Raw genomic sequence first — 25,540 nt, forward strand, 5'->3', positions numbered from 1 at the left:
CATTCGGGAGCGCAACCCCTTATGATACTCAAGGCACCGTGAACGGAATAAGGGGGACGATCCATGCCCAGGCAGGCTAGTTTTAAGCAGTACGACCCGGGGCGTCGCATCTCCCCGGGCCGGGCTCTAGGCATCGCAGTGGTTGCCCTGGGAATGATCGCGACGACGTCATGCACCTCGACCCCCAAGCCTGAGCCGGTAGAGAACCCCGTCAAGCTCCTGCAGAGCGTCCGCGTAGGCCTGACCTCGGCCGCCGGAGTGCACACGGTAGAAGGCACCACCATCTCGGTGTCTGCGGCGGGCCAATCCTCCGCGGAGAACACCACTTACGACGCCGCCCAAGTAGTGGGCGAACTGCCGGTGCGTGTGAGCCTGCAATACCGCGCCGGGGAAAAGTCCGGCTCCGACCTCGCCGACCTTAAAGGCCACACCGGTCCGGTGGAGATCAACCTGACGCTCGAGAACCTCACCGTCAAGCCACAGACTATCCAGTACGACGCCGCAGGCCAGGCCCGTTCCGACACCGCCCTGGTGGGCGCGCCCCTGACCGTCGCCGCATCGACGAAACTGCCGGGCCTCCGGGCGGACGACGTAACTCCGGGCTCCGCCGATGGCGCCACAGGTACTAATGGGGTCCTGAGCAGCACCGAAGACGGCGCCACAGTTGTCCAGTGGGCCACGGTCCTGGCTCCCCCACGTTCGGGTGCGAGCACGACGCTGCGTCTAGCCGCAGACGTGAAGGACTTCCAGGTTCCCGAAATCGATGTGGCCGTGCAGCCGGGCCTTAACACGGACCTCAGTGCCAACGGAGTGCTCGCCAGCGCCTTCTCCTCCGGAACCGGCTCGGAGATGGAGCTGCAGCGCCGCACCATCTCCGTGGTATCGGACGTCAACACGGTCCTGGCCAAGGCCGGATCCACCATCACCGAGGTTCGCCGGAACCTGCAGGCAACGTCGCAGACCCTCGGCGCCAAGACAGCAGGTGAACTGCGGGACAACTCCCAGGCCCTTGCCGCAACGATGTCGGACCTGAAGCAGCAGCTGCAGGTTCTCGGCTCTGATTTGGAGTCTTCAACCACTGCCACCCAGTCCACCACCATGTCCCAGTTGAAGCTAACGGTTTCCGCCGTGGACGCGATGCTGGGCGACACTTCCGCCACACCCCCCGTAGCTCCCATCACCGGTGACGGATGCACCGCCGAGGTGGCCAAGGCCGCGCCGGCAGCCACCGTTTACTCCAGCGTTCTCACCATGTCCTCACAGCTGGATGCCTACGCGAAAGTCAGCGCGAGTTGCCGGGACACCGTTGCCGGCGCCCTCAAAGCCACCATGGGACCGGAAAACCCCACGCCAGCGGAATGCGCTGAGCAGGGTTCCATGACCTGCTCCCTTTATGGTTCGGCTGTGACAGTTACCGGAGCGCTTCTGGGCCTGGTGCAAAAGGGCGACGAGCTCGTCTCCGGTCTCCAGCCGCAGGTCATCGAAGGCGCGATCAAAGACCAGGCAACTTCCGCCGTCGCACTTGAAAAAGTGCGCACCGACCTCGGTGCGATGCTTGACGGCTCTGGAACGTCCGAGGATTACAGCAAGGCACTGGCTGCACTGGATACGGCCATCAAGTCCGCCGCCGACTCTGCAGCCGCGACGCGGAAAGCAGCCACGGCAGCCCAGACCAGCGTTGACGCCCTCCGGCAGAAACTGCTCGCCGTCGCCACCAATGCCAAGGCGTCCAAGGGCGAACTCGGTCAAGGAACATGGCTGAACGGCTCCATGCTGCAGCAGAACCAGAAGGTGGCGGACGAGCTGTGCAAGCTGTCCGATGACAGCCTCATCCCCGGCAAGGGCAAGCTGTCCGCAAAGGAGGTTGAGCGGCTGCGTTCCTACCTGACTTCGGTTCCTTGCGAACCGACGGATGCGAATGGGAACCCCACACCCGCGCTGAATGCGCCCCCCGGCTTCAAGGAGCCACTGGACGTGCGGCTGGAAGGTCAGTCAGCCGCTTGGGACGAGGTTCTTGCAGCCACTGACACGACTGCCGCCGACCAGGCAATTGGCCAGGCGTTCACCGCTTTGGAAGCGACGTTCGACGACGCCGACACCAAGCTCGAAGCGATCAAGACGGCCGTCAAGACGCTCGACGGCGCCGCAACAGGAAACGTCAATGGCACCAAACGGGGACTTGAGGCGCTGGATGCTGCACTTGCCGATGCGATTGACTCCTCCGGTACAGTGACGACCGCACTCGCGAAGTTGAAAGAGCAACAGGACATGCTCGGCGACAAGATCAAAGAGTCACTCCGCGACGTTTCGGCTGAAACCGCCGCCGAGGTCTACAAGACCGTCGGCGAACAAGTACGCCAGGTTGCCGACATCGGCGACGCCAGCTCTGAGGCCGTGACCACAGCCTTCAACCGGTCCATTTCCGGGCTGAAGTCCACCTCGGACGACGTTGTGAAGGACGCCGAGGGCACGGTCAACAAACAGCGCGACGAACTCCTCGGACAAAGCGGCGACCTCACGGCAGCCCTGTCCAAGAGCACCCAGTCTTCGCTGGACAACATCGCGTCCAGCACGTCCGGCTCCACCCGCGACGTCGAGGGTGCCAGCGCCCTTCTCGCCTCCAGCCTCAATAAAGTGATGCTGGATCTCGGTGACCGCACGGTCAACGGCTCGGGTCTGCTCGGCTCCATGGCCACCAGCGCGGCGAAAGCGGACACAGCGGACTTCCAACTGGCGTTAGCCACGCAGAACGCTGAAGGCTACGCCAACATACGCTCCCGCGACGTTGCAGGACTTCTCCTGCGCCAGGCCCAGTTCAAGGCATCGCTCACTGCAGTGGATGAACTGCCACCGTTCCAACTCGAGGTCCCTGCAGGTGCGACGTCACAGACGCTGTACACACTGAAGATCGGCGGCAACGCGTGAACCCCCGCAACCGTCTCTTCGTCCTGATCGCTGCGGGAGCCGCCGTCGTGATTGCTGCTGCTGTGGTTCTGACCATGACATTGAACCGCCCCACGGAGGCTCCCCGGCCCGATCCTGTGGCCGCCACAGTTCCCGTTGCCCTGAAAGCTGACGGCCTGCCGGCAGACTTTTCGATCGGCGTCGTCATGACATTCGGCCAGTCCGGTGAGCCCGGCACCGAATACAACCGGGCAGCACAGGGTGCGGTAGTTGCAGCCCAGCGTTTCGGCCAAAGTGGCGCAAGAGTCACCCTGCCGACCCAGAACGACCAAGGCACCGAAGACGGCGCCCGTGCTGCCGTCGCAACACTCGCCGAGCAGGGTGTGTCCGGCGTTCTCGTTGCCAGCACAGGGCCGCAAGCCCGTGCAGCAGCGAAGGCCGCTGAGGAGCGGGGCCTCCCGGTCATCTTGCCCTACAGCGAGGCGTCGGAACCGACCCAAACGACGTGGACCACTGGACCAACGGCAGCCTCTGTCCAAGCCGCCCTGGGGACCGCACTTGCCGGCAAGAGCCGGGTGCTGCTGGTCAGCGACGGCGGCCAGGTCCCGGCATCCGTCACTCCCGCTGACACACTGACGCTGGAGGGCTTCTCCGACGTGTCCGGCTTGGCCCAGGAAGCCGCCATCCGTACAGGCGACCAGCTCCGTCCGCCGTCCAAGGATGCGCCAGCGGACGCCGAAGGCACCCGGACAGCCAACCCCGCAGACGCTGTTGTGGTGTCAGCGGCAACGCCGCAGCGCCTGGCGCAGCTTGTCCGAGCCCTCCAGTCACGGGACGTGTCAGTTCCGCTGATACTTCCCGACGGCGCCACCACCCCCGCGTTCGCGTCCTCGCTTTCGGAGTTGGACGGCACTGCTTCAGGACAGCTGGTCAGCATTGCGCCGGCAACCGGCGACGCTGTCGCGCTCCAGCAGGACGCCCAGGGGCGGGGTATGTCTGCATTCCTCGCCGGCATCAGGCTGGCTACCGGGAATCCGGAGATCAAGAACCTGACGGACGATACCCCGTTCTCGGCGGACGCCTGGGCCGCGGACGCACGCAGCCATGACGCAGTGGTGGCCTTGGTCCGCGCAGCTGCCCTGGCCGGGAGCAACGACCCATCGAAGGTCGGAGCGTCGCTGCGCACCCTGTCCTTCGGACCCGGGGAGGGCCTCGCCGGGCCGGCGCTGGACTTCTCGCAATCCCAAGCGCTCACTGCTCAACCAACCCCGGTCTACGCATCCTCCCAGGACCTCGGTCTCCGTCCGGCGGATGAAAACGCCCCGCGGCTTGTCTGGGTACCGGCGCCAGCCAGCCCGTAACCAACCTTTCTGTCCCCGCGTCTTAAGGGAACAGATCCACTACAGGAGGAGCGCCCCGGTGCGTGTGCTGATCGACTTGGACGATCGTCGTTTTGAGTGCGAGGTTGCCCATGCTGCGCCCGCCACCACGGTGTCCGACTTAGTGGAAGCCGCAGGCGGACCCCGTGTTGCCCCTGACGAGCCGGTGTTTGTCAATGAGACAGAGGTCCGTGGTGCCACGCCGTTATCCGAGCTGATCCTGCTGGAAGGCAGCCGCATCTCACGCGCACCGTGGCCGGCCCCGCACCGCGTCCGTGGTTGGAGCCTGACGCTGGCCGGCGGCCAGCGTACGGGTGGTGTGGTGGATGTTCCGGAGGGGCGGGACATGCTGGTCGGCAGGTCGCCCCATGCCGATCTCAGTCTCCCCACCGAAAGTGCCTCGTGGGATCACTTCCGCCTTCGCAGCGAGGAGGACGGGCTGCGGGTGGTGGATGGAGGCTCCACCAACGGCACCTTGGTCAACGGTGAGCCTGTGGGCGAGGACGGAGTCCTGGTCACTCGGACAGCCACCATCACTGCGGGCGGCACAGTGCTCCTGCTCCGTCCGGCCCTGGACGAGACTCCTGCCCCGGCCCCCGGCAGTCTGCACAACCTGACGCCGGCAGCGACGGCTCCCTTTAACAGACCTCCGCGACCCGGCCGCGCCCCGGCTGGCGATCCGCTGGTCCCACCCAGTCGAAAAGACGTTCCGCCAGCCAACAAATTCAGCTATATCACGGTGCTGGCGCCGCTGGTCATGGCGGTCGCGATGGTGATGATCTTGAGGGACATGCGTTTCGCCATGTTCGCCATGCTTAGTCCGGTGATGGCGGTGGGCATGTGGTTCGAGCAGAAGCGCCGCCATGCCCGTGGCCTCAAGGAAGAGGCAGAGCGCTTCGATGGAGCGCTCAAGGAGTTCGAGCAGCAGATCCGCAAGGCCGCCGAAGTGGAAACTGCCCGACGCCACCGGATGGTTCCCGATCCCGCAACAGTGGTTCGGCGTCCAGCCCTTCCGGCCACTTCACTGTGGCAGCGCCGCGCGGACTCGGAGGACTTCCTGGCCTTGCATGCCGGCACCGGTGATGTGCCATGGAAGCCCGAGGTTGACCGGGCTGCAGGCTCGCGTCCGGACGAAAAGGTCAAGGAAACCCTTACGGCAGCCCGTCTCCTGGCAGCCCCCGTGCTGGTCGATCTGACCGACGCCGGCGTGGTGGGCATCGTTGGTTCGCGGGACGGCGCTTTGGCGTTGGCCCGCTCCCTTGTAGCCCAGGCCGCAGTGCACGTTGGTCCGGCCGATCTGACGATCGGCGTTTTCTGCGACGCCGGCCGGGCCGATGAATGGGAATGGGCCTCGTGGCTGCCGCATACACGCCAAACCGGCAGCAGCTTGGGCGAGCGCTGGATGTCCGCGCACCGCGAAACAAGCCTGGCCATGCTGCGCTCACTCAAGGACGCCGTGGAGGAATTGCCTACCCCGGCTCTCATGGTGGTCCTCGATTCCGACGTTCTCACGGAAGGCAGGGACGCCCCGGCCCGCGCGTTGCTCGGCATGGGCCGCTCCGTGCCCGGCGGCCATGTCAACCCGCAGCAGCGCCCACCCCGTGTGGCGGGAATCGTCATAGCGACGTCCGAGGAGCAACTGCCGGCCTCCTGCACCACCATCATCAAGGTGGGGACCGACGCTGCAGCCACCGTGGACCAGCCGGAGGATCTGACCCGCGTGGAGGACGTCATCCTGGCAGGTCTCGACCAGGAAGAAGCCTTGCGCTGCGCCACACGCTTGGCACACTTCGATGATCCGGAACTCAGCGTTCCCGGGGCCTCCTTGCCCTCCCTGGTGCGGATGCCCAGCCTGCTCGGCTACGAACGACCCGACGCGGCCACGATCCGCCGAATGTGGCAGGCTCCCACCGGAGTCTCCACACCCATCGGCACCGGGGAAAACGGGCCATTGACCCTGGACCTCGTCAAGGACGGACCGCACGGGCTGGTGGGCGGTACCACCGGTTCCGGAAAGTCCGAATTCCTGCGCTCCCTCGTAGCCGGCCTCGCCGCCCGCAACGATCCGACCCGTCTCAACTTCATTCTGGTCGACTTCAAAGGCGGTGCCGCCTTCAAGGCCTGCGAGCGCCTTCCGCACACCATCGGAACCATCTCCAACCTGGACGAGCAGCTTGCAGACCGGGCACTCATTGCCCTGGAAGCAGAGATGGAGCGCCGCCAGCGGGTTTTCGCCGAGGCAGGCGAGGGTATCGACAACCTGAGTGCCTACTTGGCAACGAACCCGGCCGAGCCGATGCCGCGCCTGCTGCTGGTAGTCGATGAGTTCGCGATGCTGGCCAAGGAATACCCGGATGTGCTCACTGCGCTTGTCAGCATTGGCGCCGTGGGCCGCACCTTGGGAGTCCACATGATCCTGGCCACGCAGCGTCCGGCCGGTGTGGTGAGCGATGACATCCTCGCCAATACCAACCTCCGGGTGGCGTTGCGCGTCCAGAGCCGCGATGACTCCAACAACGTCATCGGAGTACCCGCAGCGTCGGCCATTGGCCGGGCACAGATGGGCCGTGCCTTCGTGAAGCTCGGACAGGACGACATCACGCCAGTCCAGACCGCGCTGGTCACCGGACAGGCACAGCTCGACGGCGGTCCCGCCGTCGATGTCCGGGACATCCGCCAGTTCGGCGTCCCCGCACCCGCACCGGCACTTGCCCGGTCCGCTGCTGCGGACGAGAACGACCTGGAGCTCCTCATCGACGCCGTTGTCGAAGCCAACGCTGAGGCTGGCTACACCCCGCCGCGGCAGGTTTGGCCCGAGGCCTTGGGCGAACGGGTAGAGCTTGAGGGTTTCGCAATGGAAGCCGATTCTGTGGATGACTCCCCCCGGGTCCTTCCGACAGTGGGTCGTGTCCATGGGTCCAACGTGCTGGTGACCCTGCTGGACGAGCCTGAACTGCAACGCCAATCCGCGGCCGGATGGGACATGTCCATGGGCAACCTGATGCTGATGGGTGTAGCGGGCTCCGGTACAAGCACCACCCTGGCGACCATCGCGCTGACCCTTGCGAAGAATACAGATCCCGCCGACATGGACCTGATGATTCTGGACATGGGTTCCGGCGACCTGGAGATGCTCAAACGCCTGCCCCACACGGTGGCCTATGTGGGAACCGGTGCCGGCGCCAAGGAGCAACAAGCTCGTTTCCTGCGGCACCTGAACACTGAGTTGGAAAGCCGCCGCGCGGCACCGGGCACGCACCGTCGCACCGTGGTTCTGCTGGACGGCCTGGCATCCCTGCGCGACGAATTCCAGGACTTTGAGGGGCAGCAACTGCTGGGTCTGCTGTACCGGGCTTACGCAGACGGGCCCGCTCTTGGCCTGTCCTTTGCCGTGACCACCACCCGCGCCAAAGCCGTTCCCTCGGTCATGAACGAGGTAACGCTGCAGAAGTGGCTCTTCCGGCTGGCTGATAACTACGATTACTCTTCGCTGGGCGTGCGGGCCAAGAATGTCCCCGCGGCACTCCCCGGGCGCTGCGTGGACCCCCGCACTTCCCTGCAAATGCACGTTGCGACGCCTGGGATCGGGCTGCAGGCTGCGGTGGACCGCGTCCGGCAAGACTGGGCAGATGCTCCCGCCAAGACCACTGCGATCCGGAGCCTGCCCACCGACGTCACCATGGCGGATTTGGGCGTCAAGCCACAACTCGAAACTGAGCCTTGGCACATCCCCGTGGGAATCCGCGAAACGGACCTCGCACCTGCGTTCCTGGAAATTTACGAGGGTGAGCATGCCCTGATCGCCGGACCAGCCCGTTCGGGAAAGTCCACCTTGCTCCTTGCCTTGGCCGATGCTGTCCGGGGCACGGCCACCTCCCGGGGACCCGCGCAGGTCTGGGGCATCTGCGACCGCCGCTCACCGCTGGCCACCGCTGATCTGGACCGGACAGCCGTGGGCGTGGACGAGGTTCCAGCGTTGCTGGCCTCACTGCGGATCGAACGCGGCCCCGTGTTCTTGTTGATCGACGACGCCGAACGCTTTGAAGACACCGATCAGTCCATCGCAGGGATCGTGGCCTCCGGCCCCCCGGGGCTCTGCATCGTTGCGTCGGGACGGGCCGCTGATCTCCGTGGACTGTACAGCCACTGGAGCAAGACGGTCCGAAAGTCACGGCTGGGCGTCCTGCTCCAGCCAGACATCAATTACGACGGCGAACTGCTGGGTGCCACTCTTCCGCGGAAGGCACCTGTAGCCTTGACCGCCGGACGCGGGTATCTAGGGGTGGGCGGGCAGATATCCCTGATCCAGTCGATAAGCCCGGGCAGCTAGGGAGAGTACGCATGCAAATGGCACAAACTGGGCAGGCGCTGGGAGCCTCCTACCGCTTCGGCGAGCGGGTGGGCTCAGGCGCCGTGGGCGAGGTCTGGACCGTCACCTCCACGGACGGCCGCACCTTGGCAGCCAAAGTGCTGCGCCCCGAGCACGCCGATGACCCGTCCCTGGTGGAGCGGTTCGTCCGCGAGCGATCGGTGTTGCTCGGCCTACAGGACTCCCACATTGTCACCGTGCGGGACATGGTGGTGGAAGGTGAACGGCTTGCCATCGTCATGGACTTCATCGCGGGCGGTTCGCTGCGTGATGTGGTCAAGGAAGCCGGACCGCTGGCACCCGAAGATGCCGTAAACGTGGCCGCTGAAATCTTCGACGCCCTCGCATTCGCCCATTCGCGCGGCGTAACGCATCGGGATATCAAGCCGGACAATGTGCTCCTCGCTCGTCCGTGGTCCGAGCGTGAAACCGGAGACATCCGGGTTTCCGACTTCGGCATTTCCGATGTTGTGGGCGAAAAAATCCGTCAGACCACTGGCCTGATCGGCACTCCGCAGTACATGCCTCCTGAACTCATCAGCCAAGGCCGGTCCGGCCCTCTCGGCGACGTCTACTCTACGGGCGTCCTGCTCTACGAACTTTTGTCCGGCCGTACGCCGTTCGCCGGACCGGGAACAGATTTCAGTGTTGCCTACCGGCATGTTTCTTCACGTCCGCCCCGCATTCCGGTGGATGAAGCGCTGTGGGGCATCCTCGACCAACTGTTGTCCAAGGATCCCGCCCAGCGCCCCACGGCAGGTGAGGCTGTTTCGATGCTCCGGCGTTTGGCACCGAAACTGGCCGGTACCGCCCCGATCGCCCGGGTGGAAGCCCCGGAAGACTTCGACGACGTCGAACGTCACGCCACTGTGGTCCGCGGAGCCTTTACTGACGACGAACTCGCTGCCTTCGCGGCGGCCCCGGCTGCCGGCGTCGATGCCGTGGTTCCGGACCTTGGGCAGGCGGGCAGCGCCACCATCGCCCGGCCCATGCCACGCCGTGAGGTCCAATCCCGGATGGACGATCGTCCGGAGGAGAAGGACACCACCCCCTTTTGGCGGACACGCAAGGCGCTGCTTCTGGCCGCGGGCGCGGTTCTCCTCATCGTGGCAATGGTGGTGGGCTTTATCCTCCTGTCCCCCACCAGTCCGCAGGCAGCGCCGACGCCCGCCGGACAGCAGTTGTCAACGCAGTTGCAGGACCCGGCCACACCCACGGGCCTGACCATTTCACGGAGCGCCGCGTACGAGCCGTCCTCCGGGCAGGTCCGCTTGACGGTGTCCTATTCGGCACAGAAAGCACCGCTGTCCGGTGAATTCCTTGAGGTCATCCCCGGCTTGGCTGAGAATGATGCATGCCCAGCCGTCACATGGGATGGTGCTACCGCGAGCCGAAACCAGGTCTCCATCACCGGCCTGGATGTTGAGTGCGGCTGGAAGCTCTCGGGAATGGAGATCCCCGCAGGCGGGTCCATCCAGGCGACCGCCAAAGTGCCCGTCGCACCAACGGACCAGAAGTCTCTGGATGCTTGGCTGCGTTCAGGATCCGAGGCAACCAAGGCTGCAACCCAGGACCCGGCAGTCAAGGGAACGGCCTACCCCGTACAACGCCTGAAGGGCGTGGAGGTGCGCACGCCTGCCCGGGTTGTGACGCCCAGCCCTCTGAAGATCACTTTGGTTCCTGTGTGGGCGGGCGGTGCCGACGAGTTGAACCCGCTCTACGTCAGCCCTTCGTCGGGCAAACCGTCACAAATGCTCGCCGCCGTGACCGGAGGCGAGAAGGGTCTGCGATTCGCCGATGGTTGCGGCGGGGCGTTGGCTGTAGACAGTTCGGGGCTCACCGTCACGGCCCTGCAGATCACTCCCCAGTGCACCGTGCGGGCCAGCGTTGGAAACTTCACTGAACTCCAGTCCGCGCCATTCGGCATCACGTCGCGGGAGAACGCAGGGGACTAGCTTGCGACGCCGAGGGGTTGGCTTTCGCGACTTTCAAGCACTTTAAAGCCACGAGATCCCACCCTCGGTACCATGGGAAGCGGAGGCAATCATGGCCAAGTCACCGCAACGAACAAGCAAAAGCACTGACTACGAGTTCGTCACAGTCTGGCGGGTGGCGGGAACCCGCGAGGAAGTAGTTGACGTCCTCGGCAACGCCGCGACGCTCAAACAATGGTGGCCCGCTGTGTACCTCACCGTGACGCCGTTGGACCCAGGTGGGCCGGACGGCGTTGGAGCCTCGTTCGATCTCCACACCAAAGGCTGGCTCCCCTACACGCTGCGTTGGCGGCTCACTGTTACCGAGCCAGTCACGATCGACGGCTTCGCCCTCACCGCCACGGGAGACCTCAACGGCATGGGCCGTTGGACCTTCGAGACCGACGGACCGGAAGTTGTCATCACTTACGACTGGAGGGTCAGCACAGCCAAGCCGCTTCTTCGCCGGCTCAGTTGGCTCCTCAAACCGGCATTCTCCGCCAACCACCACTGGGCAATGGCGCGCGGCGAAGAGAGCCTGAAACTGGAGCTCCGCCGTCGTCGTTCCGGCATGGCGGGGAATATACCTGAACCTCCCAAACCCACTTTTGTTCGGCGCGCGAGGGGTTAGCTCCCGGCTCAGTTGTCCACATAGCTACCCATCCGAGGCCGGACCGGTTCCGAACTCCCGATAGAATCAAGACGCTGACCAACCAGCAACCCAGAGACGCCAACACAAGAGTTAGGGGTGGACCCGTGCGCATATCGCAGCCCCGGGCACCCTTTCATGCTTTGCGGTCTGCCAGCGTCTCGCTGGTCATTGTTCTCCTGGCAGCTGGAGCACACGTCGTAGGTGGCGGAGAGCTTCCCACGGCACCGGTCCTGATCGCCCTTATCGCGCTGACCTCGTTGGCCACCACATTGGCCACCCGTTTCAAACTCAACATCGTCACCATGGTCGCGCTGTTGGGTGCGGGCCAAATCGCACTCCACGAGGCGTTCACCGCCCTTGGGCCGATCGTGGCTGCAGCACACGGAACGAGCCACCACCTGGGCACGGAAACCCCGCCCCCAAGCTTGGACATTGCTTCAGCCCATATCCATGAACTCAGCGGAACGTTTGGTGCCCTGATGCTGATGGCACACGTCATCGCCATCATCGGCTCGGCTGTTCTGCTGGCCAAGGGCGAGGACGCGCTCTGGCAGCTGGCGGTCTGGTTGCGGCCGCTGCTCGCCCTGCCCACCTTGGTGTTCAGGCCCGACGCCGGTGCGTCACCAATCGCAGTTGGCGCACCTGGCGTCTACATCCCCCGCCCCTGGCGGAACCTCAGGCAAGACAGCCGACGCGGGCCGCCCGCCGTCGTCGTACCTTCCTAGTTCCGCCCGGCACCAAAGCCAGCACAAGCCTTGCATGGTGACGGGCTCCAAACCCGTACCCGCGCCGCCTCAGCCGGCGCACCCGAAAGGCAATCCCATGAAGACGTCCTCGATCCGTCGTACCCTGTCCGCAACCGCTGTAGCCGGTGGAACCGCCGCCCTGATGATGGCTGGCCTGGCAGGGGCGTCCGCCCACGTTTCGGCCGATCCGAACAAGACCGCAGCCAACTCGTATGCACTGGTGACGTTCGGCATTCCGCACGGTTGTGACACCTCCCCCACTACAAAGGTGACCATCAACCTGCCTCAGGAATTGACCGACGCCCAGCCGACGGTCAACCCCAACTGGTCGGTCGAAAAGGTCAGCGAAACCCTCGCCGAGCCCAAGAAGCTGGACGACGGTACCACCATCACCAAGCGCACAAGCCAGATCGTGTACACGGCCAAGACCCCGCTGGACCCGCACCTTCGTGACGCCTTGGTTCTGTCGGTGAAATTGCCGGATGCAGCAGGCAAGACGATCTACTTCCCCACGCTCCAGACGTGTGAGCTGGGTCAAACTGACTGGTCCGAAATCGCCAAGGAGGGCCAGGATGAGCACGAGCTCAAAGCACCGGCCCCGTCTGTCACCATCACTGCCGCTGACGCAGCAGGAGATCACCACGCTGCAACCGCCGTCTCCACCGAGCAAGCATCAGTGGTGACTGAGGACGGTTCGCAGGCCCGCAGCTGGGCGGGCCTGATCGCGGGCATTGCCGGACTCGGCCTGGGTGGGGCTGCCTTCTTCCGCAGCCGTTCGGCGAAGCCTGCCGTGGCCAAGGCCGACACCAAGTAGCGCCCCCACGGGTTGGCGTCCGGAATATCACGATCCGGGCGCCAATCCGCGCACTTGGCCGTGGCTGAATTGACTCATGTCGCGGCCAAAGCAAGGCTGGTGCCCATGTGGACTCAGCGCATCAAAACCGGACTTGTGACGACGACGGCAGCAGCCTCATTGCTGCTCCTTGCGGCCTGTGGGCCCAGCCCCAGCCCCGCGGGATCCAGCAGCGCCCCGCCCGCGAGCACGACACCGTCGGCGTCGGCTTCGTCCATGCCGTCCCAAACGGCCACGATGACGCCGTCGCCCTCCGCGACAGCCACGTCCGCCGCACCCGCAGCCCCCGCGCTGTGCAAGGCAGCATCGCTCACTGCAACAACCGATGCAACCGGCGGCGGAGCAGCAGGCAGTGTCTACGAAAAGCTGATCCTGACGAACTCCGGCACGGCCACCTGCGTCCTTGAAGGATTTGCAGGTGTTTCGCTGACCGCGGACGCCAGCGGTGAACCGATCGGCGAGCCAGCAACGCGTGAAACCACCACACCGGTTACTAAGATCGAGCTGGCGCCGGGTAAGTCTGCCTGGGCTGAAATCCGCTACACGCAGGCCGGAAACTACGGCGACTGCGCGCGCGTTGCCGCAGCAGGATTCCGGATCTACCCTCCAAATGACACGGCTTCGCTGTTTGTTGCCGAACCCCACGATGCTTGCAGCAATGCCGGGATCAAGCTCCTGACCGTCACTGCCTTCCAGGCCGTCTAGCTGTCTCCCCCACGGCTGCGGCTAATTCTGTCGGAGCCGTGGGGCATGATGGAGGAATGCAGGAGCCGCAGGCGTCGGAGGGCGCCATCAGCCGTTTCAGCCAGGCAACCAGGGAATGGTTCCTAGGCGCCTTTTCCGAGCCCACGCCCGCGCAGGATGGCGCTTGGAATGCGATCTCCTCCGGCTCCCATGCCCTTGTGGTGGCGCCTACGGGCTCCGGCAAGACCCTCGCCGCGTTCCTTTGGGCTTTGGACCGGCTGCATGCCACTCCAACGGATACGCTGCCCGGACTCGAAACGGTTCCAGCCAACGGCAAAGGCCGGGCCAAGCGCCCCAAAACCAAGACCCGTGTCCTCTACATCTCACCGCTCAAGGCCTTGGGCGTGGACGTGGAGCGCAACCTCCGCGCACCGCTGATCGGCATCACCCAGACCGCCAAGAGGCTGGGGCTTCCGGCGCCGCTGGTGACTGTCGGGGTCCGCTCCGGTGATACGACGGCGGCAGATCGCCGAACGCTGCTGACCAACCCGCCGGACATCCTTATCACCACTCCGGAATCCCTATTCCTCATGCTGACGTCCCGGGCCAGGGAAACGCTCAGCGAAGTGGACACCATCATCATTGATGAGGTTCACGCTGTAGCCGGCACCAAGCGCGGTGCGCACTTGGCGGTATCGCTTGAACGGCTGGATGCGCTCCTGCCGAAGCCCGCACAGCGCATTGGCCTCTCTGCGACGGTCCAACCCCGTGAGTTGGTGGCGCAGTTCCTGGCGGGCCAGGCGCCCGTGGAGATCGTCGCACCTCCGTCCAAGAAAAACTGGAACCTGACAGTTACTGTGCCTGTTGAGGACATGTCGGACCTCCAGGGTGCGGCAGGGGCGTTCGACTCGGGTCCGGCCTCGGGTTTGCAACCCCAGGCCTCCATCTGGCCGCATGTGGAGGAACAGATCGTGGATCTGGTCCTGTCCAAGCAGTCCACCATTGTGTTTGCCAATTCCCGCAGGCTGTCGGAGCGGCTAACGGCCCGGCTTAACGAGATCTACGCCGAACGCCAACTCATGGCAGTGGGAGGCGGAGCGTGGGCGGCACCGGATGACAACCCGGGAGTGCCGGCATCCACAGCGACTCCAGCGCACATGATGGCGCAGGCAGGCAGTACCACCGGCGCGGACCCGGTCCTGGCCAGGGCACACCACGGCTCGGTGTCCAAGGACCAGCGGGCCATGATCGAGGACGACCTCAAATCCGGGAGGCTGCGCTGCGTTGTGGCCACGTCGTCGCTGGAGCTTGGCATCGACATGGGGGCCGTGGACCTGGTCATCCAGGTTGAGTCACCACCCTCGGTGGCCAGTGGCCTCCAGCGTGTCGGCCGCGCCGGACACCAGGTAGGCGAAATTTCCGAGGGCGTACTCTTCCCCAAGCACCGCGCCGACCTCCTGCATACCAGCGTCACCGTGGAACGTATGCTCAGCGGCCAGATCGAGCGCTTGAGCATTCCGGCCAACCCGCTCGACATCCTCGCCCAGCAGACGGTTGCCGCCACCGCCCTGGGCAGCATCGACGTGGAGGACTGGTTCAGCACAGTGCGTCGGTCTGCGCCGTTCGCGAGCCTTCCCCGCTCCGCTTTCGAAGCAACGCTGGACCTGTTGGCTGGACGTTATCCCTCCGACGAATTTGCCGAACTCCGGCCGCGCATCATTTGGGACCGTCACGCCGGGACCATTGAGGGTAGGCCTGGCGCCCAGCGCCTTGCCGTTACTTCAGGTGGCACCATCCCGGACCGTGGGCTGTTCGGTGTGTACATCATCGGCACCGAGGTTGAGGGATCCTCCTCCCCCGGCAGCGCGGACGGAAGTGAGCCCACTGCTTCGGCCCGTGCTGCGAAGGGCGGACGCCGCGTCGGGGAACTCGACGAAGAAATGGTTTATGAATCCCGGGTGGGCGACGTCTTCGCCCTGGGCGCCACCAGTTGGAAGATCGAGGACATCACCCACGATCGCGTCCTGGTCTCGCCCGCCTTCGGACAACCCGGCAAGCTGCCCTTTTGGAAGGGTGACTCGCTGGGCCGTCCCGTGGATCTGGGCCGCGCATTGGGGGCGTTCATCCGGGAACTTTCAGCCGCTGACGAAGCACCCGCCATGGAGCGTTGCCAGGCCAGCGGGCTGGATGCCTTCGCTGCCAGCAACCTGCTGCAGTACTTGAGGGAGCAGAAGGAAGCCACGGAGATCGTCCCCAGCGACCGCACGTTGGTGGTGGAACGCTTCCATGACGAACTTGGAGACTGGCGCGTTGTCCTCCACAGCCCGTTCGGGATGCCCGTTCATGCCCCGTGGGCACTAGCCGTGGGCCAGCGCCTGCAGCAGCGTTACGGCCTGGATGGTTCGGCCATGGCAGCGGACGACGGCATTGTGCTGCGCGTCCCCATGATGGAAGACGAACCGCCTGGCGCTGACCTGTTCCTTTTCGATCCCGAGGAACTCGAGCAGATCGTCACGACGGAAGTGGGCGGCAGCGCCCTGTTCGCTTCCCGGTTCCGGGAATGCGCAGCCCGGGCACTGCTGTTGCCCCGCCAGAACCCCGGCAAACGGCAACCACTTTGGCAGCAGCGCCAGCGCTCTGCCCAGTTGCTGGACGTCGCCAAGAAATACCCTTCCTTCCCTATCGTGCTCGAAGCAGTCCGCGAGTGCCTGCAGGATGTTTACGATCTGCCCGCGCTCAAAGACATTGCGGCATCGGTGGAGCGCCGCGAGCTCAGGATCGTGGAAACGACCACGCAGCAGCCTTCCCCGTTCGCCAAGTCCCTCCTGTTTGGCTACGTGGCCCAGTTCCTTTACGAGGGCGATTCACCGCTCGCCGAACGGCGGGCCGCTGCCCTGGCACTGGACTCCACACTCCTCAATGAGCTCCTGGGGCGGGTGGAACTCCGTGAACTCCTGGACGCGTCCGTCATTGACCGGACCGAGCTGGAGTTGCAACGGCTCCTGCCTGACAGGCGGGTTCGTGCCATGGAGGGGGTGGCGGACCTTTTGCGTCTGCTTGGCCCGCTCAGCGTTGAGGAAGTAGCGGAACGGCTTCAAGGACAGGAGCAGGCTGAACCCTCCCTGCAACCGGCTCTGGACCAGCCAACGGACCCCGAGGATCCGGACCACATCGAGGAAACCCCCGCGGCAGCACCACACGGCAGCGTTGCTGACGCCAGCCTTCACCTCGCCGCACTCCAGAAAGCGAATCGCGCGCTGAAGGTGACAATCGGCGGAGTCGAACGCTTTGCTGCGGTGGAGGACGCGGCCAGGCTGCGCGACGCTATTGGCGTTCCCTTGCCCATGGGCGTGCCCCTCGCGTTCATTGAGCCGGTCCACGATCCCCTGGGCGACCTCGTTTCACGGTATGCCCGCACCCACGGACCGTTTACTGCAGCCGAGGCTGCCACCAGGCTGGGGCTGGGCGTCGCTGTCGTCAATGGCGCGCTGAAGCGACTGGCCGGCGATGGGCGCGTGGTAGAAGGCGAGTTCCGTCCGCACGCAGTGGCCGAACAGCAAACCGCCGAAGCAACGGACCCCGGGCTCATGTCCGTTGACGCCCCTCCCGCCAGCGAATGGTGTGATGCCGAGGTCCTGCGGAAGCTGCGGCGTCGCTCGCTGGCTGCGCTGCGGGCCGAAGTAGAACCAGTGGACACGGCCGCGTATGGTCGGTTCCTTCCCGAGTGGCAAAACGTGACTACACCGGGCAAGTCCCGGAGCCAGGCATTGCGCGGGCTGGACGGAATCATCACGGCCGTGGACCAACTGTCCGGCGTGCCCATCCCGGCGTCAGCATGGGAACCGTTGGTACTCGCGAGCCGGGTGGCGGATTACAAGCCCGCCATGCTTGACGAACTGATGGCCGCCGGAGAGCTCCTCTGGTCCGGGGCCGGGTCCCTGCCCGGTAACGACGGCTGGATCAGCCTCCACGTTGCCGACTCCGCGGAGCTGACCCTCAATCCTTCTCCCGATTTCGAACCGGGGGATGCCCAACAGCGCCTCCTTGAGCACTTCAGCGCGGGCGGCGGCTACTTCTTCCGGCAACTCACGGACGTGGCTGGTGGCATGGATACGGTGCTCAGTGATGATGCCGTGGTGACGGCGCTGTGGGACCTTGTCTGGGCCGGGCGGGTCACTGGAGATACTTTCGCCCCCGTCCGTGCCATGATTGCCGGCGGGAAAACAGCCCACCGCCAGGTCGCCAAGGCGCCGAGGGCGCGTGCACCGCGCATGAGCAGGCTCGGCCGTTCCCACGGGACAGGGCTGCTGGGATCACCCGGACTCGCCGGTGGCCGCTATGGCTCAGTAACAGGTGGTGTTGCACCCGCGCCGCCTTCAGCCGTCGGCCGCTGGTCCGCATTGCCTGCGCCGGAGCTTGACCCCACCATCCATGCCCGGGGCACAGCTGAGCTGCTGCTGGACAGGTACGGCGTCGTAACCCGCGGTTCGGTGATGGCTGAGAACATCCTGGGCGGTTTTGGGCTCATGTATAAGGTCCTTGCACGGCTTGAGGAAGCCGGACGATGCCGGCGCGGGTACTTCATCGAGCATTTGGGGGCTGCGCAGTTCGCCGTCCCCGCAACCGTGGACCGCCTGCGGTCGTTCACGGAGGATGCACGCATCTCCAAGGCGGAACCGTCCGCGCTGGCACTCGCCGCCACGGACCCAGCCAACCCCTACGGTGCCGCGCTCCCCTGGCCGGCATTGTCGGTCGACGCCGGGTCCGGCCACCGCCCGGGGCGAAAAGCCGGGGCGCTGGTGGTCATGGTCGACGGCGCGCTGGTCCTTTACGTGGAACGCGGCGGTAAGACGCTACTCACTTTCAGCCAGGATGAGCTTGTGCTGACGGTCGCCGCCCAGGCGTTGGTGGACGTGGTGCGGCGGGGAGCAGTGGACAAACTCTTCATGGAGAAGGTCAATGGCCACGATCTCCTGGAAACACCCATCGCGGTTGCCCTGGCGGCGGCAGGCGCGTACTCAACTCCGAAGGGACTGCGGATCCGTGCCTGAAGGCGATTCCATTTGGCGGGCCGCGTCACGGTTGAACGAAGCTTTGGCCGGACAAATCATCACAGCGTCGGATTTCCGTGTGCCACGCTTCGCCACCCTCAACTTGTCAGGCTGGACCATGAAGGAAGTGGTCCCCCGGGGCAAGCACCTGCTCATGCGCACGGCCGGACCGGTTGACGAAGATCCCGGTGCCAGCAGGAAGCCCCGGGAACTGACCATCCATTCCCACCTCAAGATGGAGGGCAACTGGATGATCTACCCACCGGGTGGTCGTTGGACCAAGCCCGGCCACACGGCACGGTGCGTCCTGCGCACGGCCGCGGCTGACGCGGTGGGGTTCTCGCTGGGCATCCTGGAAGTTGTGCCGACGGCGGAGGAAGAAAAGATCGTTGGACATCTTGGCCCGGATCTCCTCGGTCCGGACTGGGACGAAGAAGAAGCACTACGCAGGCTACGGGCCGAACCGGGCGTTACTGTGGGTTTCGCCCTGTTGGACCAGCGGAAGCTTGCAGGGATTGGCAACATCTACCGATGTGAAGCATGTTTCCTCTCCGGCATCCATCCGGCGCTGCCGCTCGGTGAAGTGCCTGACCTGGCCAGGACAGTCAACGACGCCAAACGTCTCCTGGGTGAAAACCTTGGACCTGGCCGCCGGACTACTTTGGGGCCCCGCGCCTTGCGGCCCGGCTACTGGGTCTATGGCAGGGAGCGCCAGCCGTGCAGGCGTTGCGGCACCACGGTTCGGCGCGGTCTCTTGGCCGGCCCTGACGGAACCGAGGAACGGGACATCTATTTCTGTCCGCGCTGCCAGCCGGCGCCGTAGCAGGCCCAGCACCAAACACTGTAGCCAGCCCAGCATCAGAAACCGTGACCCGGCCGGGCACCGTCCCGGCCGGGCACATCGGTAACCGCCGCGACGGCGGCGCGCTTCGCGCAAAGGTCCCGCCGACTATTCCAGGAAGCTCCCCAGCCGCCCCAGCAATAGTCGCCGGACCCGCGCTACGTGTGCGCCGCCGTCGGACGTTTTTCTACACCGTCCGCCACCATTTTTGGTTGGCGGACCCGGCGCAATCCCATAGTTGCAGGCGTGCACCATTCGCAGATGACCAGTCCGCGACGTCCACGCATTTGTTGGCCTGTGGGTTCACTAAATCCCCGGCGGAGTTAAGAACGAACTGCTGCGCCGCGCTTCCGTTGCATGTAGTCAGCTGGACCCGCGCACCGTTGGCCGTGGAGCCCCACGCCACGTCCATGCATTTGCCCAATGCCCGCACGGTCCCGTTGCCCGCAAAAGTCCATTGTTCGGAGGCGGCGGTATCGCAGTCCCACAACTGGAGTTGGGAACCGTCGATGGCCTGGCGGCCAGCGACGTCGATGCATTTGCCCGCGTAACCCTGGATCCGGACGCTGGCTGCGGCGGCCGGTGGCGATGGGGCGGCCGCGAGTTCGTAAACCCGGACGTAGTCCACCAGCAGGGATTGGGGTAACGCCGTCCCGGGGTCCGGCGCTCCGGGCCAGTTGCCGCCAACGGCGAGGTTGAGCAGAAGGAAGAAATTGTGGTCGAAAGCCCAGGGCCCTGGAACGCTGGCTTTGGTCTTATGCGAGTACGGAATGCCGTCGATGTACCAGGTGATGGACTCCGGCCCCCAGTCCACGGTGAAGGTATGGAATGCGTCCCCCAGGGCTTTGCCGTTGGGCAGGGTGTAGCTGGCATTGACCGAGTTGGCGCCGGAATAGCCTGGGCCGTGGATGCTTCCCCAAATGGTTCCGGGTTCCTTGCCGACGTTCTCCATCACGTCGAGTTCGCCGCTGTTGGGCCAGCCGTCCGTGAAGACGTTGTCGCCCAGCATCCAGAACGCGGGCCACATTCCTTGTCCTTTGGGCAGCTTGAGTCGTGCCTCGAAGCGTCCTTGGTTCCGGCTGAACTTCCCCGCACTCAACAGCCGCGCGGAGGTGTACTGGCATGTTCCGTAGTGGCAGGTGTAGTTGTCGGGATTCTCGCGGCGTGCCGTGATGGCCATGTTTCCGTGGCCGTCCATGGCAGCGTTCCGCGTACTGCTGGTGTAGTACTGCAGTTCGCCATTGCCCCACCCCGACCCTCCTGTGTCGTGGAGCCATTTGCTGTTGTCCGGGGCGGTTCCGGCGGGACCGTTGAACTCATCGCTCCACACCAGCGGGCCAGGGGCCGGCATGCCGGCGGCTGCCAGCGCCGGAGGCTCAGGAGCGATGAGTGTCGCTATGAGGGTAAATCCGACGATGACCATCACCCAGGGCGTGAGTCTTCGCTTCATGAAGGCAACTCTGACTGCCTTGTCATTCGGCGCGCAAGCCTTTTGGGTAGGACACGCAAAATGTCACTGCGAGGAAATAATCAACGCGAAAGTACTTATCAGTCCCGTAACGGCGACGAAATGTAGGCGGGAGAAAGTGGAAAGAGGAACCATCGGCTTGGCCCAACAAGTCTGTGGCTCAGGGAAATTCCGTTCGCAACTGAATTCCTTCCTCTGAGCATCAACGATGCATGCTCCAGGCGCGTCAGCCGTGTCCTCCCAACTTCGCCTTCAGGGCGTAGGGACAGCCTGCCGCGCCTTTGCCTTTTCCCCAGCAGTTACCCGGAGGCTAAACATGGGCATTCACAAGCAGATATTGGTAAGGATCCTTGCGGTCCTCGTGGTTTCGTTTGGATTGATTTACATCAGTTGGCGCTGGTCAGGAACCGTCGCATGGGACGCGTGGTGGATCTCCTTGCCACTCGTGGCCGCGGAAACGTACAGCCTGGGCGAGTCAACCTTGTACGCCGTCACCATGTGGAACGCACGACGGCGGCCACCGCCCCCGCCTGCCCTGCCGGGCCGGACGGTGGACGTTTTCATTGCCACCTACAACGAGCCGCTTGAGCTTGTCCTCAAGACCGCGATCGCCGCCAGGGACATGGAGTATCCGCACGAAACATGGATCCTGGACGACGGGAACCGCAGCGGGTTCGCGAGCGCAGCCCGGCAGATCGGCGTCGGCTACATTACCCGTGGTCCCGAGTGGGACGGCCGGCAGCGGTTCGCCAAGGCGGGCAATGTCAACAACGCACTGTCCATGACCACGGGTGAATTCGTGGCCATCCTGGACGCGGACCAAGTCCCGGAACCACGGTTCCTGGACCGGGTCCTCGGCTACTTCGATGCCGAAGAAGTGGCCTTCGTCCAGACCCCGCAGCACTTCTGGAATGTTCCGGACCGGGACCCTCTGGGCAGCCAGGCCGAACTGTTCTATGGACCCATCCAGCAGGGCAAGGACGGTTGGGACGCGGCGTTCTTCTGCGGTTCGAATGCGGTCCTGCGTAGGGAAGCCCTCATGGCCTTGGGCCTGACGCGCTACACCCGGACCGCCACCGAGCACACCTGGAGTGCCCTGCGCAGGGGCCGGTCCCGGCTGCAGGACCTCCTTGGGGAACTGGGCCGTCGTCATCCGGCCGCCATGCCGGTGGTGGAACAGGCCATGGCAGCGGTTACCCGGGCCGAACAACAGCTCCGCCGGGGCGATGTACTGGCGGAGATCACGTTCGAGCTCCGGGTTTCCTTCCATGCGGCCGCGTTGGCTGCCCCGGATGCCACGGAGGACGTGGTGCCGGAACTCGACGCTGTCCTGGAGTCGGTGGACGTTGCCCACACCGACCAGGCATTAGCCATCCACCCGATGGACACCACCACCATTACGGAGGACATGGCCACGGCCATGCACCTTCACGCCATGGGGTGGGGCAGCATTTACCACCATGAAATCCTGGTCCACGGGTTGGCCCCGGAGGATGTGTCCACCATGTTATCCCAGCGCCACCGCTGGGCAGCCGGCACCATGCAGGTGTTTTTCAATGACAATCCGCTGTTCCTGCGTGGGCTCACGCTGGCGCAGCGCCTCATGTATTTGGGCACCATGACCAGTTACCTGAACGGTTTCGCCGCCCTGAGCTATATTGCGGCGCCGGTGGTTTTCCTGGTGGCCGGCACATACCCCCTCACGGCGAGTCCGGTGGTGTTCTTTTGCCTGTTCCTGCCGTTCTTCCTTTCATGCCAGCTCCTGTTCCAGGTTTCGGGCAACGGGTCCAAGGGTTTGTGGCGCGGCCAGCAGTGGTCCTTCGCGCTCTTCCCCACCTGGATCGCGGCCACCTGTTCAGGTGCTGCGGCGGTCTTCCTGGGCAAGCATCTGACGTTTTCCGTCACGGCCAAGAGCAAGCAGGCGGCAGGACGCGGTTTCCATCACGTCCGGCTTCAGCTGGTGGCGATGGCCGTGCTGGTTATCTCGTCGGGCATCGGCATAGCCCGCGTCACCGCTGCCGAGGCACCGCTTTACCCGACTCTCATCACTCTCGCCTGGGTGGCTTTGGACCTTGCCTTGCTCAGCGTGGTCATCGGCGCCGCAAGGTACCGGGGCCCGGGAGTGGAACAGGTGGATCCCATGCCTTCTCCCGATGAACTCACCAGCGTCCTCGGTGCAACTACGCTCACCCCTCCGCCTGCCAGGCGCTGATCACTCACATCCCCCATAACGCCGTTCCAACCCCCAGCCAGGAGCGACCATCATGTCCACACTTTCCCGTGCTTCAAACACCACGCCCACGTCCCTGTCATCCTTCAACCTGACCCTCACCGGCGCCTTGGACGCAGCAACCGTCCTGGCCATTCGTCAAGAGTCTGCAAAGGCCGCTACTGACGGGCCCGTCCTGGTCCTGCTGGATGTGGCGGCAGTGACAAGCGTTGGCGCTTCCGGCGTCGTTGGCCTTCTTGAGGTGTTGCATCTCCTGCGCGCCCGCGGTGGAGACCTACGCCTTTTCGGAAGCTCCGCAGCGTTGGAAACTACCCGCCTCCAGGCCCATCTGGGGCAAGTGGCCCGCATTTATGGCACCCGCGAAGAAGCCGTCGACGGCGGCCAGAGACTCGAGCGCGCACGCCACCAGGCGCCCGGATTCCGGTGGCTCACGCTCTTCGCCCGACGGCGTCGTGGCTTGGGTTGGGGCTGACATGGCCCGCGCAACCTCGGTAGTGCCGCGGCCGCCACGGCAGAAGCCAACTCCCCCCACTTTCACCGGGCACCCGGACCGCAAACGGAGGCGAGCCAGCCTGGTTGCTCCCCTGCTGGTGACAGCGCTGGCGGCTACCGGGCTGGGTTTCGCTTCCAAGGAGGTGGTTCCCATCGTGCAGGCGTTGTCGTTGTGCAAGGCCGGCGACGCGGCATCGATCATCCCTGAAGATGGCGTGCTCCTCGGGGTGAACCTGGATTGGGACACCGAAACCCTGGCCGAACACAAGGCCAATCTTGGGCACGACCCCGCAGTCGTGGTGCAGTTTTCCGACATTCCCTACGACGACGAAACATGGGCGCACACCACCAATGCCGTCACGCAGGTCCGGGCGACGGGCGGGGTGCTGCTCCTGACACTGGAGCCGCACGGCGGCTTGGCGACCATGAGCGATGAGGTGATCGCCAAGCTGGCCACCGACTTACGTGCCATCAACGATCAGGGGACGCCCGTCGTCGTACGTTTTGCGCATGAGATGAACGGTTCCTGGTATTCCTGGGGCCAGCAGCCGACGCGCTATGTGGAGGTTTTCCGTAAGGTAGCGGCGGCCGTGCACAGCCAGGCGCCGGGCACGTCCATGATGTGGGCGCCAAATTATGGGGGCGGCTATCCGTTTACCGGTGGCCAGTACGCGGCCCGTCCGGGCACCCCGGACTTCGCCGCGCTTGATACTGACCATGACGGCACCCTCACCATGGCCGATGACACGTATGCGCCCTACTATCCGGGGGATGACGCGGTGGACTGGGTGGGAGTGTCGCTGTACCACTGGGGCAACCAGCGCCCTTGGGGAAACAACGACATTGCTGAACCGGGCAAGTTCCTGGCCATGCTCAACGGAACCTACAACGGCACGGCGGGCGACGACAGTTCCGTGCCGGATTTCTACCAGGTGTACGGCGTGGACCACAACCGGCCGGTGGCCATCCCGGAGACCGCCGCGATCTTCACGCCTGCGCGCGGCGGGGCCTCCGAGTTGGACGTCAAACGTGCTTGGTGGCGCCAGGTCTTTTCCGCCGAAACGCACCAAAAGTATCCGCAGTTGAAGATGATCAATTGGTTCGAGTGGAAGAAGTACGAGATTGAGATCAACGACGACGTCGACTGGCGGAGCGCTGGATCGCCCGCCATCCGTGACGCGCTGACCCAGGACCTGCCGGACTGGTTGCGGTACGGGGAGGATTTGGAGGCGTGTCGCTAGGCGGCGGGAGCGGCTTCCGTGGTGGCTGTTTCCCTGCCTGGATCCGAGCCCGGCGCGGGCACGGGCTCGGGCACCATGAACCTGGGAAGCAACACTTGGACGATCGGACCGATGGCCAGGGCGTAGACAACGGTACCCACGCCCACGGAGCCACCCAGCAGGAGGCCCACAGCCAGGACAGTAACCTCGATGCCGGTGCGGACCAGGCGCACCGACCAGCCGGTGCGACGAACCAGGCCGGTCATCAGGCCGTCACGGGCGCCGGGCCCCAAACGTGCACCGATGTAGCAGGCAGAAGCGATGCCGTTCAGGATCACGGCTCCGGCCAGCATGGCGATCTGCCCGCCCAGGTGTGAGACCGCCGGGATGAGCCAGAGTCCCAGGTCAGCGAACAGGCCCACCAAGACGGCGTTGGCAACGGTACCTATCCCGGGCATCTGCCGCAGCGGGATCCACAGGAGGAGAACAATAAAGCTGACTGCGATGACCACCACGCCAATGCTGAAACCGGTCTTGGTGGCCACGCCTTGGTGGAAAACGTCCCAAGGGTCCAAGCCAAGGCCGGCCCGGATGAAAATGGCCAGGGAGATGCCATATAGTGCGAGGCCGATCAGGAGTTGAGTGATTCTTCGGGTCATCATGCAATCCATCGTCACG

The 25,540-nt window shown here is 64.8% G+C and carries 15 protein-coding genes; 13 read left to right on the plus strand and 2 right to left on the minus strand.

Annotated elements, in window-relative coordinates; translation table 11 throughout:
* Positions 1–63 precede the first annotated feature (63 nt).
* The 10 genes from J2Y68_RS16675 to J2Y68_RS16720 all read left to right on the plus strand — a co-directional run bounded on the left by J2Y68_RS16675 (position 64) and on the right by J2Y68_RS16720 (position 19,434).
* Positions 64–2,925, plus strand: coding sequence for a hypothetical protein (locus tag J2Y68_RS16675; RefSeq protein WP_309994908.1), 2,862 nt, complete (start codon positions 64–66; stop codon positions 2,923–2,925).
* Positions 2,922–4,265, plus strand: coding sequence for a hypothetical protein (locus tag J2Y68_RS16680; RefSeq protein WP_309994909.1), 1,344 nt, complete (start codon positions 2,922–2,924; stop codon positions 4,263–4,265). Before J2Y68_RS16675 ends, J2Y68_RS16680 begins: the two co-directional genes overlap by 4 nt.
* 58 nt (positions 4,266–4,323) lie before the next feature.
* The gene (locus tag J2Y68_RS16685) at positions 4,324–8,613 is read left to right on the plus strand and encodes an FtsK/SpoIIIE domain-containing protein (RefSeq protein WP_309994911.1); all 4,290 of its coding nucleotides are present in this window, start codon (positions 4,324–4,326) and stop codon (positions 8,611–8,613) included.
* 11 nt (positions 8,614–8,624) lie between these two features.
* Positions 8,625–10,607, plus strand: a complete 1,983-nt coding sequence (locus J2Y68_RS16690) for a serine/threonine-protein kinase (protein ID WP_309994912.1) — start codon at positions 8,625–8,627, stop codon at positions 10,605–10,607.
* 91 nt (positions 10,608–10,698) lie between these two features.
* Positions 10,699–11,256, plus strand: a complete 558-nt coding sequence (locus J2Y68_RS16695; protein ID WP_309994913.1) for an SRPBCC family protein — start codon at positions 10,699–10,701, stop codon at positions 11,254–11,256.
* Positions 11,257–11,381: 125 nt separating this feature from the next.
* Entirely contained in the window at positions 11,382–12,002 is a 621-nt protein-coding gene (locus J2Y68_RS16700; protein WP_309994914.1) for a hypothetical protein, read from the plus strand.
* Between the two features lie 97 nt (positions 12,003–12,099).
* Positions 12,100–12,837, plus strand: coding sequence for a YcnI family copper-binding membrane protein (locus J2Y68_RS16705; protein WP_309994915.1), 738 nt, complete (start codon positions 12,100–12,102; stop codon positions 12,835–12,837).
* A gap of 105 nt (positions 12,838–12,942) precedes the next feature.
* On the plus strand, positions 12,943–13,581 hold the full coding sequence (locus J2Y68_RS16710) for a DUF4232 domain-containing protein (RefSeq protein ID WP_309994916.1): 639 nt from the start codon (positions 12,943–12,945) through the stop codon (positions 13,579–13,581).
* A gap of 56 nt (positions 13,582–13,637) precedes the next feature.
* Positions 13,638–18,611: an Lhr family ATP-dependent helicase gene (locus tag J2Y68_RS16715; RefSeq protein ID WP_309994917.1), complete on the plus strand. Its 4,974-nt coding sequence runs from the start codon at positions 13,638–13,640 to the stop codon at positions 18,609–18,611.
* Positions 18,604–19,434: a DNA-formamidopyrimidine glycosylase family protein gene (locus J2Y68_RS16720; RefSeq protein WP_309994918.1), complete on the plus strand. Its 831-nt coding sequence runs from the start codon at positions 18,604–18,606 to the stop codon at positions 19,432–19,434. The genes J2Y68_RS16715 and J2Y68_RS16720 overlap by 8 nt, the downstream gene beginning before the upstream one ends.
* A gap of 205 nt (positions 19,435–19,639) precedes the next feature.
* Here J2Y68_RS16720 and J2Y68_RS16725 read toward each other — a convergent pair whose 3' ends face one another.
* The gene (locus J2Y68_RS16725; RefSeq protein ID WP_309994920.1) at positions 19,640–20,902 is read right to left on the minus strand and encodes a ricin-type beta-trefoil lectin domain protein; all 1,263 of its coding nucleotides are present in this window, start codon (positions 20,900–20,902) and stop codon (positions 19,640–19,642) included.
* 334 nt (positions 20,903–21,236) lie between these two features.
* Between J2Y68_RS16725 and J2Y68_RS16730 the strand changes: the two genes are divergently transcribed.
* The 3 genes from J2Y68_RS16730 to J2Y68_RS16740 are packed head-to-tail and all read left to right on the plus strand — an operon-like array spanning position 21,237 to position 24,883.
* Complete coding sequence (locus J2Y68_RS16730) at positions 21,237–23,132, plus strand: glycosyltransferase family 2 protein (protein ID WP_309994922.1); 1,896 nt, start codon at positions 21,237–21,239, stop codon at positions 23,130–23,132.
* 52 nt (positions 23,133–23,184) lie between these two features.
* Positions 23,185–23,622, plus strand: a complete 438-nt coding sequence (locus tag J2Y68_RS16735; protein WP_309994924.1) for an STAS domain-containing protein — start codon at positions 23,185–23,187, stop codon at positions 23,620–23,622.
* Between the two features lies 1 nt (position 23,623).
* On the plus strand, positions 23,624–24,883 hold the full coding sequence (locus tag J2Y68_RS16740) for a glycoside hydrolase family 26 protein (protein ID WP_309994926.1): 1,260 nt from the start codon (positions 23,624–23,626) through the stop codon (positions 24,881–24,883).
* On the opposite strand, the gene yczE is transcribed toward J2Y68_RS16740, so the two are convergent.
* Positions 24,880–25,524 carry a membrane protein YczE gene (gene yczE / locus J2Y68_RS16745; RefSeq protein ID WP_309994929.1) on the minus strand — a complete coding sequence of 215 codons (645 nt, stop codon included), beginning with the start codon at positions 25,522–25,524 and terminating at the stop codon, positions 24,880–24,882. The two genes, J2Y68_RS16740 and yczE, sit on opposite strands and share 4 nt — an antisense overlap.
* Between the last annotated feature and the right edge of the window lie 16 nt (positions 25,525–25,540).

Source organism: Paenarthrobacter nitroguajacolicus (assembly GCF_031455195.1).
Taxonomy (GTDB): domain Bacteria; phylum Actinomycetota; class Actinomycetes; order Actinomycetales; family Micrococcaceae; genus Arthrobacter; species Arthrobacter nitroguajacolicus_D.

Bases quoted from the DNA above. Each gene is read 5' to 3' on its own strand.
- J2Y68_RS16735 (WP_309994924.1), top strand. From the start codon at position 23,185: ATGTCCACACTTTCCCGTGCTTCAAACACCACGCCCACGTCCCTGTCA.
- J2Y68_RS16730 (WP_309994922.1), top strand. From the start codon at position 21,237: ATGGGCATTCACAAGCAGATATTGGTAAGGATCCTTGCGGTCCTCGTG.
- J2Y68_RS16705 (WP_309994915.1), top strand. From the start codon at position 12,100: ATGAAGACGTCCTCGATCCGTCGTACCCTGTCCGCAACCGCTGTAGCC.
- J2Y68_RS16740 (WP_309994926.1), top strand. From the start codon at position 23,624: ATGGCCCGCGCAACCTCGGTAGTGCCGCGGCCGCCACGGCAGAAGCCA.
- J2Y68_RS16725 (WP_309994920.1), bottom strand. From the start codon at position 20,902: ATGAAGCGAAGACTCACGCCCTGGGTGATGGTCATCGTCGGATTTACC.
- J2Y68_RS16710 (WP_309994916.1), top strand. From the start codon at position 12,943: ATGTGGACTCAGCGCATCAAAACCGGACTTGTGACGACGACGGCAGCA.
- J2Y68_RS16690 (WP_309994912.1), top strand. From the start codon at position 8,625: ATGCAAATGGCACAAACTGGGCAGGCGCTGGGAGCCTCCTACCGCTTC.
- J2Y68_RS16695 (WP_309994913.1), top strand. From the start codon at position 10,699: ATGGCCAAGTCACCGCAACGAACAAGCAAAAGCACTGACTACGAGTTC.
- J2Y68_RS16675 (WP_309994908.1), top strand. From the start codon at position 64: ATGCCCAGGCAGGCTAGTTTTAAGCAGTACGACCCGGGGCGTCGCATC.
- J2Y68_RS16715 (WP_309994917.1), top strand. From the start codon at position 13,638: ATGCAGGAGCCGCAGGCGTCGGAGGGCGCCATCAGCCGTTTCAGCCAG.
- yczE (WP_309994929.1), bottom strand. From the start codon at position 25,524: ATGATGACCCGAAGAATCACTCAACTCCTGATCGGCCTCGCACTATAT.